We start from the raw sequence: 13,814 nt of genomic DNA, 5'->3' as shown, positions 1-13,814 counted from the left end.
GACCGGCTTGCACACCGTGTAGTGGCACTCGCGGGTCTCGTAAACCGGCTTGCAAACCGTGTAGCAAATCTCGCGAGTCTTCGTTTCGTACACCGGCTTGCACACCGTGTAGTGGCACTCGCGGGTCTCGTACACCGGCTTGCAGACCGTGTAGCAAATCTCGCGAGTCTTGGTCTCGTAGACCGGCTTGCACACCGTGTAGTGGATTTCCTGAGTCTTGGTCTCATAGACCGGCTTGCAGACCGTGTAGCAGATCTCTCGCGTCTTCGTCTCATAGACCGGCTTGCACACCGTGTAGTGGCATTCGCGGGTCTCGTAAACCGGCTTGCACACCGTGTAGCAGATTTCCTTGGTCTTGGTTTCCCAGACCGGCTTGCACACCGTGTAGCAAATCTCCTTGGTCTTGGTTTCCCAGACCGGCTTGCAGACCGTGTAGTTGCAAACCCTGGTCTTAGTCTCCCAGACCGGCTTGCAGACCGTATATTCGCATTCGCGATATGCGGTCTCGGCAACGTACTTCACGCAGTCGATGGTTTTGGGCTCACAGACTGTCTCGTAGCACGTCTTGTAGCAGGTGTAGTTCTGCTGCTCGTACACCACTTCCTTGCAGGTCTTCATCACGGTGCAGCATTGCTGCCGAGCGCAGCAATAGTTCACTGCGCAACATGGGGCGCAGCGGCTATAGCAACATGCTCCGCAGTAACCTGCATCGGCTTCCTTGGCCAAGCTGACAGCCAGCAGCGCAGTCAGCAACGGCACAACCAACAAATTTTTCATTGTCCTGCCTCCCTTCGTAGGCGGCTCAAGTGGAGATGGGGGGTCTGGTCCGACGAAAACTGGTTCGTCATACATCCTCATCGGTCTATGTACTCCGCGTACATTAGCCCGCCGTCCTAGTTTCCACTTTCTGTGAAAACTACCTCTTCGACGTGAGCGGCACAGACATGGCGGTAAACTGCCCGAATATCAGTCGTTATCGACAAGCTATGCAGATTGCTTGAAATGGATGGCCTGGCGCGAGTTGATTGTTTCCGGAGGCGCGGAGAATTGCGCGCTTTCTCCGCGCAATGCGGTCAATTGGGTTCGTTCGCGTCGAACGGAAAGGTCGACCTGCACGGCATGGGTCGGATTTGACGCAGGTGTCGGCTGGCGCGGATAACTCGGCTGATTTGGGGCTCCGCGGCGGCCCTCAAACCGCAAAGAAAACTGCCATCTCGGAGCGAACTCGTTTGACGTGCCACGCTTCGCAACCTACCTATTCATCAAGGCCGGCCGAGCCTTGGATGCGATCCCCTCGCGGCCGCCGATACCCGCTCCCGTCGGATCGACTCCGATGCCGTTTGAGCGCGGAACCGGCTACGTATCACGTTGTGCGGACATGGCCCCCAAGCGGAACGCCCCCCAGGGCGATGACAACTCAATCCATCGTTGTTGAAAGGAACTGGTTACCATGAGTGCCAAGCGTTCTGCCGGCTTCACCTTGATCGAGATCCTCATCGTCGTGGTGATCATGGCCGTGTTGGCCGCGACGATCATCCCGCAATTCTCGTCGTCGACCGAAGATGCCAAGACGAGCACGATGCTTTTCAATCTGCAAACATTGCGGTCGCAGATCGAGCTTTACAAGCTCCACCATCTTGGCGCTGTTCCGACCTTGACCGGCGGCACTCTGCCGCAACTCATGTCGGCGACCGACGTCAACGGCACCACCGGCACCGCCGGCCCGAGCTTCCCCTACGGCCCGTACATCCAAAACCAAATGCCGCAGAATCCGATCGACGGCCATAACACCGTTACCGCAACCGCCGTTTATCCGCCGACGGCGGCCACCAGCGACGGCGGCTGGCTGTATTACGCGGCGACCGGACAGCTCAGCGCCAATACGGCCAACCATTTGAACGACTAACCGCACTTCGCGGCGACAATCGTGCTTTTTACCGGCCATGAACACTCAAAGCCCAGGAGCTGCGGCCCCTGGGCTTTTTGCATGTCGGTGCACCTTGCCTACCGCCAACTGCATCCTGCCTACGTCCTCGGGCGCCACCCGCGGGCTTTTTTGTCGCACCAATGGGCCAAGAGGCTGTCAAGTACGGTTGGAAACGCCACCCGGCACTTGCCACTCGCCGTTTGCCACTTTAGAGTAACGCCGATCCTCCGGCGGCGGGCAGCCGAGGACCAGCGATCCGGGTCAAGCCACATGACGAGCGATGACAAAGGCAAATCGACCGACGCGCTCCCCGACGGCGCCGTTCCCAAGGCGGTCGTCAATCGGTTGAGCCTTTACCTGCGCGAATTGCAGCACCTCGTTCGCGACGGCCACGAGACGACCAGCTCGAACCAATTAGGCAGCTTGCTCGGATTCAGCGACGCCCAAGTTCGCAAAGACCTCGCCTATTTCGGCCATTTCGGCTATCCGGGCATCGGCTACCGCTGCGACGAGCTGATCGCCGCCATCCGCCGCATCCTGGGAACGGATCACGGCTGGCCGGTCGTCATGGTCGGCACCGGCAACCTCGGCCAGGCCCTGCTCGGCTATCGCGGATTCGGCAATCAGAACTTCCGGATCGTGGCGGCCTTCGACATCGATTCGTCAAAAATCGGCTCGACGATCAACGGCGTGCCGATCCATCACCTCGACGACCTGCCGGCGATCGTCAAGCAGCACAAGATCAAGCTGGCGATGATCGTCGTGCCGGCCGCCGCCGCCCAAACCGTGGCCGACCGCCTCGTGTCCGCCGGTGTCGAAGGGATCGTCAATTTCGCCCCAGTGACGATCACTCTGCCGGAGGGCGTCAGCCACGTGGGCGTCGATCTGGCGATCGAGCTGGAACAACTCAGCTTCGCCGTAGTCAACCGCCGCGGCTTGCAGGCGTAATTGTCAGCGAGTAACTAGAAAATCGGTGGCTTGCCATCAGCGCCTCGTTAGCCGGCAGCCTTGGCTGCCGATTTTTCCCCTCGCCCCTTGCGGGAGAGGGGCCGGGGTGAGGGGTAAGAACCTGCGCGAGCAGCCGACCAACAAAATCACGACGAACGGCTCTATCTCCCGACCCCGTGACTCACCATTCGCCACCGGCATCGCCTACCCGGCTGCCAAAAAACCTGCTAAACTCGCCCGTTGACCCAAGGTCGTCCTCGGCGACCCCTACCCGGTAGTGTAATGGTAACACTAGGGATTTTGGCTCCCTCATTCTAGGTTCGAGTCCTAGCCGGGTAGTTCAAAACCTCGAACGCTCGTACACTTGGCCGCTGGCCGAGACGGATGTACACTTATGTGATGATCGAAACGATTAAGGGACTGCTCGCGCGCCGCCCGTTCTCTCCCTTTCGCGTGATTCTTTCCAGCGGGGACAGCTACGAGGTTCGGCACCCCGAGTTCGCTTGGCTTGTGAGAGGGGGTCTCTATGTCGGCCGCCCGATCGATCGAACGGGCATGCCGATTTACCCGAGCTAGCCATGTTTTGCTCGGCCTTGCACCTAGCGGGCGTCGAACAACCTGTCGGTTCTTGACCGCCGAGTTGTTGGCTCTCGAGCATGGAGGTGAAGTCGCAAAAGGCCAAGAGCCTATCCGGGGACCGCCTGCGGAGAGGGGGACAGGCACATTTTGCTCACAGGGCATCGCAAAATGAGCCAGTCCCCGGCGGTTCTCGGATTCCGGCGGTCAATGGCCCTCGTGCGCCAGCCAGCGTTCGGCGTCTAGGGCGGCCATGCAGCCGGTGCCGGCGGCGGTGACGGCTTGGCGGTAGTAGTCGTCGGCCACGTCGCCCGCGGCGAAGACCCCTTCCACGCTCGTGTTCGTGCGGAATGGGACGGTCCACTTGACGTACTTCTTCGTGGTCAATTCGAGCTGACAGTTGAGGAAGGCCGTGTTGGGCGTGTGGCCGATCGCCAAGAACATGCCAGTCGCATCGCGCTCGTGCGTGCTGCCGTCGACCGTGTTCACCAGCCGCACCCCCTTGACGCCTTGCTTCTCGTCGCCGAGTACTTCATCGATGGTGTGGTTCCAGACTGGCTCGATCTTCGGGTTCTTCATCGCCCGCTCGGCCATGATTTTCGAGGCCCGGAGTTCGTCGCGGCGATGGACGAGGTGTACTTTGCTGGCGTACTTCGTGAGATAAGTGGCTTCCTCGACGGCCGAATCGCCGCCGCCGACGACGATCAGCGGCTGGTTGCGGTAGCGCGGCAGCGCCCCATCGCACACTGCGCAGGCGGTTACGCCGTGGTTCTTATATTTCTCCTCCGACGGGATGCCGAGATAGTTCGCTCTCGCGCCCGTCGCGATGATGACGGCCTCGGCTTCGGCTGTTTCGCCGTTCAGTGCATTCAAGTGAAATGGACGCCGGCTGAAATCCACCGACGTGATATCGTCGGTGATGACTTGAGTGCCGAAATTGATCGCTTGCTGCCGCATGAGTTCCATGAGTTCCGGCCCGCTGACGCCATGTTGGGAATGCTGTCGCATGAAGCGGCGTCGCTCTTTGGCAATTGCGCTGTCGAGAAAGCTCGCCAAATTGCCGGCGGGAAAACCGGGAAAGTTTTCCACCTCGGTCGTCAAGGCGAGCTGGCCGAGGGGAAGGGTGCCATTCCGATGATTCTCGCTCGTAAACGCTCCCTCGAAGACAAGCGGCTTTAGTTCGGCGCGTGCCGCATAAATCGCGGCCGTCCAGGCGGCGGGGCCACTGCCGATGATGACGAGCTTATTCATGAGGGCGACGACCAAGTACGAAGTACAAAGGACGAAGAGCGCCTAACAAATCCGGCTGGGAGACGGAGACAGTCCCCGTTTTTCTTCGCGGACTTCGCAAAAAGGGGGACAGTCCCCGCCGGATTTGTTAGGCACTCGAAGGACAAAACGATGACGGGCTATTATAGGGATTGGCCGGCAAGCGTCCATCGGTTCAGCTTGATCCGCGTGTTGGCGGTGGATTATGGTAATTACGAAACGGCCGCTCGACTGCGTGCGGCCTTCGGTCCCCAAGGGGACCGGCTACCGATCGGCTAACGAGCGTCGCTTGGCACTCGCGAGCGATTCTCCGACGTCCGACCTCTGACCTCCGATTTCCCGTCATGTCCGCGATGCCCGTGATCTTGCTGGTGCTGGCCTGTCTGGCGATCGCGTATCGCTACTACAGCGCGTTTTTGGCGGCCAAGGTGGCGGTGCTCGACGATTCGCGGACGACGCCGGCCATTTTGCTGAACGATGGGCAGAACTACCATCCGACTCATAAATGGGTCCTGTTCGGGCATCATTTCGCGGCGATTTCCGGGGCTGGGCCGCTGATTGGGCCCGTGCTGGCGATGCAGTTCGGCTACTTGCCGGGACTGATCTGGATTGTCGTCGGCGTTTGCCTGGCCGGTGCGGTGCAAGACATGCTCGTGCTGGCCGCCAGTGTTCGCCACGGCGGGCGCTCGCTGGCCGAGATCGCGCGGGCCGAGATTGGGCCGGTCGCCGGCGTCACGGCGTCGATCACGATTTTGTTTGTTGTAGTGATCGCGCTAGCCGGGCTTGGGATCGTGGTCGTGAAGGCGCTTGGTGGCGAAGAAGTTGCGCTGGCCAAAGCGACATTGCTCGAATTTCGCGAGCAAGGACAGGTCTCGTTTTCAACGCAGCACGGACGAGACACGATCGTCGTTCCACCCAATACCCGTATCGTCTATCCCAACGGAAGCGAAGTCGTTCGCAGCGAATCCTTCACGATTATCGGCGATTTTTTCAATTCGGCACTTCCGTTTGAGACGCCACCAAGCGGTCCGACTTCAGTAAATACAACCCAAGGCGCCGCCGAAACATGGGTGCCAATTGTCGACGCCGGGACCAAATTGGTGCTTCCCGACGGCGTCAAGCAGCAAGTCCGCGGCAGTTCGTGGGGCACATTTACGATCGCCTGCACGATTCCGATTGCGTTGTTCGTCGGACTGTATATGTATCGCGTCCGGAAGGGGCGGATCTTCGAGGCGTCGCTGATCGGCGCGGCCGCGACTCTGGCCGTCACAGTCGTTGGCAGCCTGGTCCCCGGCTCGCCGCTGGAGCCATATTTCCAATTCTCACGCAGCGGGACAATCTGGGCGATCTGTCTCTACGGGTTTATTGCCTCAGTGCTGCCGGTTTGGCTGTTGCTTGCGCCGCGGGATTATTTATCAAGCTTTCTGAAGATCGGCACGGTAGCGCTGTTGGTCGGGGCCGTGATCATCGCCAATCCAAAGCTCGAAGCCCCGCCGATCAATGCGGTTTATGCTGGCGGAGGCGGACCGACATTCGACGGGCCGATTTTCCCCTTCTGCTTCATTTGCATCATGTGCGGGGCGATTTCGGGTTTTCATTCGCTGGTCTCTTCCGGAACGACGCCAAAGATGATCTCGCGCGAAAGTCATATCCGCATGATCGGATATGGGGCGATGCTGATCGAAGGTCTGGTCGGGGTTGTCGCGCTCATCGCCGCCGCAACCCTGCCGCAGGGCAATTACTATGCGCTCAACGTCGGCCTCGATCAGGTCGCCAAGCAAGCCGACAACCTGAAAAAGATGCACGCCGACACCGACACGCTTGCCGAAATCGAGCAGCAGGTCGGCGGCGAATCGCTCCGCGGCCGGACCGGCGGCGCTGTGACGCTGGCCGTCGGCATGTCGAAGATCTTGAACGATGCGACCGATCGCGTGACCGGGGGCCGCTTCAATGCCGCATCCGTCATCAAGTATTGGTATCACTTTGCGATCATGTTCGAAGCGCTGTTCATTCTGACGACGATCGACGCCGGCACGCGAATCGCCCGATTCTTGCTGCAAGAGGCCCTCGGCAAAATGTATAAACCGTTCGACCGCACCGATTGGCTCCCGGGCGCGATCCTTTCGACCGCTGTCGTCACCGCCAGTTGGGGTCTCCTGATCGCGAGCGGTTCGATCGACACGATTTGGCCGATGTTCGGCATCGCCAATCAGATGCTCGCGGTCATTGCGCTGGCCGTAGTGACTACCTGGTTGATCAATAACGGCCGCCGGCGATATGCGCCGCTAACTATCCTGCCGATGTTGTTCGTCATCGCCACGACCACGACGGCCGGCATACAGATGTCGAGCGCCCGCTTCCTCCACGACATCATCGCCGGTCTCGGATCGGACCATCAGAACCTTTCGCAAGCGCTTCGAGGCGGTCTGAACCTTTTCTTCACGCTGTTCATGATCGGCGCAGTGATGCTGATTCTCGGCGAAGCCATCATGCGTTGGCTCCGCCCGCGCGATTTGAAGCCAACTACGTCAGATCCTAAGCCTCAGATCTGAAACTTCGGTCGGCGAGCCGGACGGTGATTCCCGCGTCCGGTTGGATGTATCGAGATATTTCGCCGATCATGCAGTCGAACCGATTGGGCCGTAATGGCTTATGTCACCGCGATTTCCGCCTTGTCGGCTCGACCGATTTCGGCGTAAGTTTAAGTGGTCGATTGGCGATCGGTCGATTCGGTTCTCAGCTCTCGGATTCCGAAAGGCGGATGTCGTTTTATGGCCACGACGAAGGTGCTGCCACCCACGATGAGGCAATTCATTGGCGGGCGATGGGAGACTGGAGCCGCCGGCGGAATGCTGGAAAACCGCAATCCAGCCCGGTTCGATGAGGTGCTAGGGCTGTTTCCACGCGGCACTAACGCCGACGTGGACGGGGCCGTCGCGGCCGCCCGAGAGGCATTTCCGGCTTGGCGGCGGATGAGCCGCATCCGCCGTGGCGAGTTGTTTCTCAAGCTGACCGATCTAATTCGCGGCGAGATCGACGCGCTCGCCGCCGCGCTGGCCCAAGAAAGCGGCAAGGTGCTCGACGAAGCTCGGGCCGAGGTGGTCGAAGGGCTGCACATGGTCGAATATGTCTTCGGTACCGCGCGGCAGCCGACGGGTTCCGTGCTGGAATCTGAAGTCAGTGCGAAGGACCTATATGTCCGCAGAAAGCCGCGCGGAGTTGTTGCCGTGATTACTCCCTGGAACTTTCCATTCGCCGTGCCGCTCTGGATGATCGGCCCCAGCTTGATCGAAGGAAATACAGTCGTCTTCAAACCGTCGGAGGAAACCCCGGCGATCGGCGAACGGCTCGTGCGGTTGTTCGACGAAGCCGGTTTTCCCGCGGGAATGATCAATCTCGTGCATGGTCTCGGCGAGGAAGTTGGGGCGGCGCTCGCCGGGCATCCCGACGTCGACGTGGTTTGCTTTACCGGCAGCTATCAGGTCGGCTCACAGATTCGCAAGCTGGCCGCCGAGAGCGACCACAAGACGTGCGCCCTGGAAATGGGATCGAAGAGCGCTGTGATCGTTTGCGAGGATGCGAATCTCGAACTGGCCTGCAATGCCGCAGTGCTGAGCGCCTTCAAAACGACCGGCCAGCGCTGTGTATCCGCGGGACGAGTCTTGGTCCACGAACGAGTATTTGATCGGTTCGCAAACGAATTCTGCGAACGCACGAGGCGGCTCAGATTTGGCGACCCGTTCGATCGGGGTTCGTTTGCCGGGCCGCTTATTAATCAGGCCGCGGTCGATAAGGTGACGCACTATAACCAATTGGCAATCGACGAGGGTGCCGAGATCCTCGTCGAAGGGGGCCGCATGACCGGAACCGACCGGGCCGGCGGTTATTTCATGTCGCCGCTGGTTTACAAGCAGCGATATGCGCCGGAGCTGCGCACGATTCACGAGGAAGTGTTCGGTCCGCATGTCGCTCTGATTCCATATCGCGACGATGCCGAGGCCGTGCGGATTTACAACGACACTCCGTACGGGCTTTCGATGGCCGTGATCACCGAGGAATATCGCCGCTGGCGGTACTATCGCGACGAATGCGATTATGGGATGGGCTATGTCAATCTGCCCTGCATCGGCGCCGAGGTGCATTTGCCATTCGGCGGCGTGAAACGGAGCGGCAACGGCCAGCCCTCCGCGGCGGCCTTGGTCGATGCCGTGACTCATAAAACATCGTTCACCGTAAACCACGAGCGCGGCATTACGATGGCCCAAGGAATGAGCGCGAAAATGGATACGTAGTAGGCTCGTTCCGCGTGCCGTAACAGCGGCGGCAGGCGAAGTGCGCCTGCTACATTAAAGGATCTTGCATTGTCAACCTCACCCATGATTCCGCCTCCTGACTCGAATGCCGTGCCAGCGCATTCGGTCATGCCTTCAACGCCGCATCTTGCGACGCGCCTTCCCGGCCCGAAGGCCGCCGCCTGGCTGGTCCGCGACGAGCGGTTCATGTCGCCGTCTTATACGCGAATCTATCCGCTGGTGGTCGCCCGCGGATACGGCTCGACGATCGAAGACGTCGATGGCAACCGGTTCCTGGATTTCACGGCCGGGATCGCCGTCACCTCGACCGGCCATTGCCATCCCGAGGTAGTCGCGGCGATTGTGGATCAGGCGCAGCAGTTGATCCACATGTCGGGGACCGATTTTTACTATCCTCCGGAGATTGAGTTGGCCGAGCGGTTGGCTCGGCTCGCGCCCGGCGCCACCCCGAAGCGCGTATTCTTCACGAACAGCGGAACGGAGAGCATCGAGGCGGCGCTCAAGCTGGCTCGCCATCGGACGGGGCGCCCGCGGGTGATCTCGTTCGCCGGCGCGTTCCACGGCCGCACCTACGGCGGCATGTCGCTCAGCGCATCGAAGGCGATCCACCGGCGCGGTTTCGGCCCACTTGTGCCGGGCGTCCATCATCTGCCATTCGACTGCACCCGGCGCGAGATTGAGGAATTATTCGCCACCACGGTTCCACCGGATGAAGTGGCGGCCATTTTCGTCGAGCCAATCCAGGGAGAAGGAGGTTATCGCGTGCCATCGGCCGGTTTTCTGCCGATGCTACGCGAAGTCTGCGACCATCATCACATCTTGCTGGTCATGGATGAAATTCAATCGGGTCTGGGACGGACCGGCCGGATGTTCGCCTGCCAGCATTTCGGACCGATGGCGATGCCCGACATTCTCTGCGTCGCCAAGGGAATCGCGAGCGGACTGCCGCTCGGAGCAATGATCGCGCGGGCTGATTTGATGGATTGGCCACCAGGGAGCCATGCGTCGACATTTGGCGGAAATCCCGTTTGCTGCCGGGCGGCATTGGCGACGTTGAATCTGATCGAACGGGAGTATCGAGCCAACGCGGCCGCTCGCGGCGACCAATTGCGGATCGGCTTGGATCGACTGAGCACGGAGATTCGCTGGCTGAGCGCCCCTCGCGGCCTCGGCCTGATGCAGGCGTTCGACGTGCTCCGCGGCAACGTGCCCGATCCGCGCCGTCGCGACCAATTCGTTCAAGTCGCCTTCCATCGCGGCATGCTGCTCTTGCCCTGCGGCCGCGCCGGCGTCCGTCTCTGCCCGCCGCTCTGCATCACGCCCGAGGAAATCGCCGCCGGGCTAGCAATTCTGCGCGAAGTTGCGGCCGCGGCGTAGCGAGAGCCATTGCGACTATTTCTTCGCCGGAACCGGATTTGCAGCTTTCGGCGGCGTTGCCGTCGGTTGCAGACCAAGGGTTTGCTCGATTTGAATCGCCTTATGGCCCTTGAGGGCGCCGGGGTGGGCGCGAAATTTGGTGACTCCTTCGACTTGAATCACCAACGGATCATGCACGTCTTTCTCGGTCGTAATAATGTCGCCCACGCGCAGACTGATCAGGTCCGCCGTGCTGATCCGCGTTTCGGCGAGTTCGGCGACGAGTTCGACGATCGCGCCTTTGATGTTGCGGCCGATCTGCTGGCGCGTTTCAGGAGTTGCGTTGCGGCGGCCATAGCTGATCCAACTATTCGAAGAGAGCTTGTTGCCGATTCGCTCGATCGAATTGAATGGGATGCAGAAATTCAACATCCCCCGGATTTCGCCGAGCGTGAGTTCGAAGCTCACCAGCACCACGACTTCGTTCGGCGGCACGATCTGCACCAACTGTGGATTGCTCTCGACCCGTTCGACAGAAAGTTTCAGATCGACCACGTTTTCCCAAGCGTGCCGCAATTCCTCCAGAAACAGGCTCGTGATCCGCGAGACCAGCCGCAGCTCGATCTCGGTCAATGGGCGGCGGGCGATTGGCGCCGGATCGCGGCCGCCGCCGAGCAAGCGGTCGATGATCGGATAGAGGATCGAGGGGTTGATGTCGAGAATCAGGTTGCCTTCGAGTGGCTCAGCCCGAAGCAGATTAAAGCAGGTCGGATTTTCAAGGCTGAAGATGAATTCGCTGTAAGTGAGTTGATCGACGCTAGTGAGCTTCACTTCGACGATGCTTCGCAGTAGACCGGAAAGTGCCGCCCCGAAATTTCGGCTAAACCCCTCATGCAGCGTTTGCAATGCCCGCATTTGCTCCTTGCCGACGCGTTCCGGCCGTTTGAAGTCGTAGGGAGTGACTTTTTCGCGCAGCTTGGGGAACGGAGCGAGATCGGGGGGACCGCCCTCCGGCGCCTTTGGGACACCTTCCATCGCATTGAGCAGGCTTTCGACTTCAGCCTGACTTAGCACGTCTCCGACCATCCGTGGCCTCCGCGGGGAAATGACGAATGACGAATAACGAACGACCAATGAATGACGAAGCCCGAATACCGAAATGATTCGCGGTCGGCACGCAAAACGTGCGCTACTTGCTCCCGTCGTCCCTCGTCCCTCGCCCCTCGCCCCTCACTTGTCCGTTTCCATACACAACCCACTTGTACGTGGTCAGTTCCTTGATGCCACAGGGGCCGCGGGCGTGGAATTTGTCGGTGCTTATGCCAATCTCTGCGCCGAGACCAAATTCGCCGCCGTCGTTGAACCGTGTGCTGGCATTGACCATCACCGCCGCGCTATCCACGCGGGCCGTGAACTCGCGGGCGGCCGCGAGATCGTTGGTCACGATCGCGTCCGTGTGATGCGATCCATATTGATTGATATGCCGGATCGCTTCGTCGATCGATCCGACGACCTTGGCGGAAATGATCGGACCCAAGTATTCGGTCGCGTAATCTTCGTCAGTCGCCGGACGAGCCGCTGGAACCAAATGGACCGTGCGGTCGTCGCCGCGGATTTCGATTCCTTTGCCGGCAAGCGCGTCTCCGATTAGCAGCAAGAACTCTTGCGCGATGTCGGCATGCACGAGCAGCGATTCGGCCGCGTTGCAAACTCCCATCCGCTGGCACTTGGCGTTGATCGTGATTCGCTCGGCCATTTCGAGATCGGCCGCCCGATCGACGTATATATGGCAATTACCCGTGAAGTGTTTGATGACCGGCATCCGCGCCTCAGCGGCAACGCGGCGGATCAACCCCTCGCCGCCGCGCGGAATCGCCAAATCGATGAATTCGGGCAGCCGCAGAAAGTGGCCCACGGCCTCGCGATCCGCCGTGCCCACGAGTTGCACGGCGTCCACCGGCAGTGCCGCCTCGTCGAGGGCCTCGCACAATAGATCGACGATCACCCGGCTCGAATGGGCCGCTTCCTTGCCGCCGCGAAGGATCACGGCATTCCCGCTCTTGACGCAGATCGCTGCCGCATCGGCCGTCACATTGGGCCGCGACTCATAGATGAAAAACACGACCCCCAATGGCACTCGGACCTTGGATACTTCCAGTCCATTCGGCCGGACATTGGATTCGATCAACTCGCCGACTGGATCGGGCAGGACGGCAACTTCTTCCAAAGCGGCAGCAATCGATTCGATGCGTGCGGGTGTGAGGCGGAGGCGATCGGTTTCCGCATCGGTAAGTCCGTAGCTTGGCGCCGCGACCAGATCCTGGTTGTTCGCCGCTTGGACATCCGCCGACCGCTCGCGGAGCAGTTCGGCCGAGCGGCGAAGCCAATCGATCTTTTTCTGCCCGCCGGCCTGCACGAGGGCCTCGGAAGCGGCCCGCGCGCGACGGGCAACATCGCGGCAGTACTGCTTCAAATCTTGCGTTTCCGCGATGGCCATTGGTTGGTCCGACGATTGCTTAAGTGCTTGCCAGCATGAGGCTTATGAGCAACCTCGCCGGCGCGCAATTCAACGCCCTTCCTGTCGGAAGTATCCCTCAATTAAGGGCTTGAGTCAATGTCGGCGATTCGGCGGCAGCGGTTTCGTCATCCTCGGGGGTCACGGAACGGCGCGGAGAGAATTCCCTACAAGGTTGACTCCGCCGGCTGACATTCTTCAAACAGCGCGAGGGCTTGGCGGACCTCCGCGACATCGTGAACACGGAGTATTTGAACACCTTGCGCCGCCAACGCGCAGGCCACGCCGATCGTGCCGGCAGTCGTATCCGCCGATTTGTCGCCGAGCACTTTGCCGATGAATCCCTTCCGGGAATGCCCGACCAGCAGCGGGCAGCCCAGTTGGTGAAATCGCCAGCAATTGGCCAACAGAGTCAGGTTGTGCTGGTGGGTCTTGCCGAACCCGATTCCCGGATCGATGCAGACCCGGTCCCGCTCAATTCCGGCCGCCACAAGAGCGTCGCGCCGTGAACGGAGATAGTCGAGCACCTCGGCGGTCACGTCGGCGTACTGCGGATCGTCCTGCATCGTCTGCGGCGTCCCTTGCATGTGCATGGCGACGACGCCGGCACCAGAGCGTCGAACGACCTCCAACATCGCCGGGTCGCCGGTCAGTCCCGTGACATCATTGATGATTTCTGCGCCACCGGCGATGGCTGCATCGGCAACGATCGCCTTCGAGGTGTCGATCGACACGGGATGGTCCGACATGATCGAAAGAGCCTGAACGACGGGGAGCACGCGACGGATTTCCTCGTACGCGGCGACCGGCTCCGCATTGGGGCGAGTGCTTTCCCCGCCGACGTCCAGGATATCGGCCCCCGCGACGGCTAGCGTCACGCCATGCCTGATGGCGGCGACCGGGTCCAGAT

General features: G+C 60.5%; 12 protein-coding genes and 1 tRNA gene. 8 read left to right on the top strand and 5 right to left on the bottom strand.

Annotated features, from left to right (window positions below; translation table 11 throughout):
• Positions 1 to 777 (bottom strand): hypothetical protein (locus VGY55_07105; protein ID HEV2969740.1); only part of this gene is annotated, 777 nt, incomplete at its 3' end.
• Positions 778 to 1,450: 673 nt separating this feature from the next.
• On the opposite strand from VGY55_07105, the gene VGY55_07100 reads away from it, so the two are divergent.
• From VGY55_07100 to VGY55_07085, 4 genes are all read left to right on the top strand, one after another.
• Complete coding sequence (locus VGY55_07100) at positions 1,451 to 1,906, top strand: type II secretion system protein (protein HEV2969739.1); 456 nt, start codon at positions 1,451 to 1,453, stop codon at positions 1,904 to 1,906.
• A 291-nt stretch (positions 1,907 to 2,197) separates the two neighbouring features.
• On the top strand, positions 2,198 to 2,875 hold the full coding sequence (locus VGY55_07095) for a redox-sensing transcriptional repressor Rex (protein HEV2969738.1): 678 nt from the start codon (positions 2,198 to 2,200) through the stop codon (positions 2,873 to 2,875).
• 268 nt (positions 2,876 to 3,143) lie between these two features.
• A tRNA-Gln gene (locus VGY55_07090) sits at positions 3,144 to 3,214 on the top strand.
• 60 nt (positions 3,215 to 3,274) lie between these two features.
• Positions 3,275 to 3,451: a hypothetical protein gene (locus VGY55_07085; protein HEV2969737.1), complete on the top strand. Its 177-nt coding sequence runs from the start codon at positions 3,275 to 3,277 to the stop codon at positions 3,449 to 3,451.
• 207 nt (positions 3,452 to 3,658) lie between these two features.
• On the opposite strand, the gene VGY55_07080 is transcribed toward VGY55_07085, so the two are convergent.
• Positions 3,659 to 4,702, bottom strand: a complete 1,044-nt coding sequence (locus VGY55_07080) for a thioredoxin-disulfide reductase (protein ID HEV2969736.1) — start codon at positions 4,700 to 4,702, stop codon at positions 3,659 to 3,661.
• A gap of 150 nt (positions 4,703 to 4,852) precedes the next feature.
• Here VGY55_07080 and VGY55_07075 point away from each other — a divergent pair, with 150 nt between their 5' ends.
• The 4 genes from VGY55_07075 (at position 4,853) to VGY55_07060 (ending at position 10,410) form a co-directional block, all read left to right on the top strand.
• Positions 4,853 to 4,999 carry a hypothetical protein gene (locus tag VGY55_07075; GenBank protein HEV2969735.1) on the top strand — a complete coding sequence of 49 codons (147 nt, stop codon included), beginning with the start codon at positions 4,853 to 4,855 and terminating at the stop codon, positions 4,997 to 4,999.
• A gap of 65 nt (positions 5,000 to 5,064) precedes the next feature.
• Positions 5,065 to 7,272 (top strand): carbon starvation protein A, encoded by a 2,208-nt coding sequence (locus VGY55_07070; protein ID HEV2969734.1) that lies wholly within the window; start codon positions 5,065 to 5,067, stop codon positions 7,270 to 7,272.
• A 219-nt stretch (positions 7,273 to 7,491) separates the two neighbouring features.
• Positions 7,492 to 9,012: an aldehyde dehydrogenase family protein gene (locus tag VGY55_07065; protein HEV2969733.1), complete on the top strand. Its 1,521-nt coding sequence runs from the start codon at positions 7,492 to 7,494 to the stop codon at positions 9,010 to 9,012.
• 129 nt (positions 9,013 to 9,141) lie between these two features.
• Positions 9,142 to 10,410: an aminotransferase class III-fold pyridoxal phosphate-dependent enzyme gene (locus VGY55_07060; protein HEV2969732.1), complete on the top strand. Its 1,269-nt coding sequence runs from the start codon at positions 9,142 to 9,144 to the stop codon at positions 10,408 to 10,410.
• A 15-nt stretch (positions 10,411 to 10,425) separates the two neighbouring features.
• On the opposite strand, the gene fliM is transcribed toward VGY55_07060, so the two are convergent.
• From fliM to folP, 3 genes are all read right to left on the bottom strand, one after another.
• Positions 10,426 to 11,475: a flagellar motor switch protein FliM gene (gene fliM, locus VGY55_07055; GenBank protein HEV2969731.1), complete on the bottom strand. Its 1,050-nt coding sequence runs from the start codon at positions 11,473 to 11,475 to the stop codon at positions 10,426 to 10,428.
• A gap of 103 nt (positions 11,476 to 11,578) precedes the next feature.
• Positions 11,579 to 12,886: a glutamate-5-semialdehyde dehydrogenase gene (locus tag VGY55_07050; protein HEV2969730.1), complete on the bottom strand. Its 1,308-nt coding sequence runs from the start codon at positions 12,884 to 12,886 to the stop codon at positions 11,579 to 11,581.
• 185 nt (positions 12,887 to 13,071) lie between these two features.
• A complete protein-coding gene (folP, locus tag VGY55_07045) occupies positions 13,072 to 13,812 on the bottom strand; it encodes a dihydropteroate synthase (GenBank protein HEV2969729.1) in 741 nt (246 codons plus the stop codon).
• Positions 13,813 to 13,814: the final 2 nt, after the last annotated feature.

The sequence above is a fragment of the Pirellulales bacterium genome, from assembly GCA_035939775.1.
In the GTDB taxonomy this organism is placed as follows: domain Bacteria; phylum Planctomycetota; class Planctomycetia; order Pirellulales; family DATAWG01; genus DASZFO01.
Note: the sequence above shows the minus strand (reverse complement) of the source record. Positions and strands in the feature narration are given on the sequence as shown.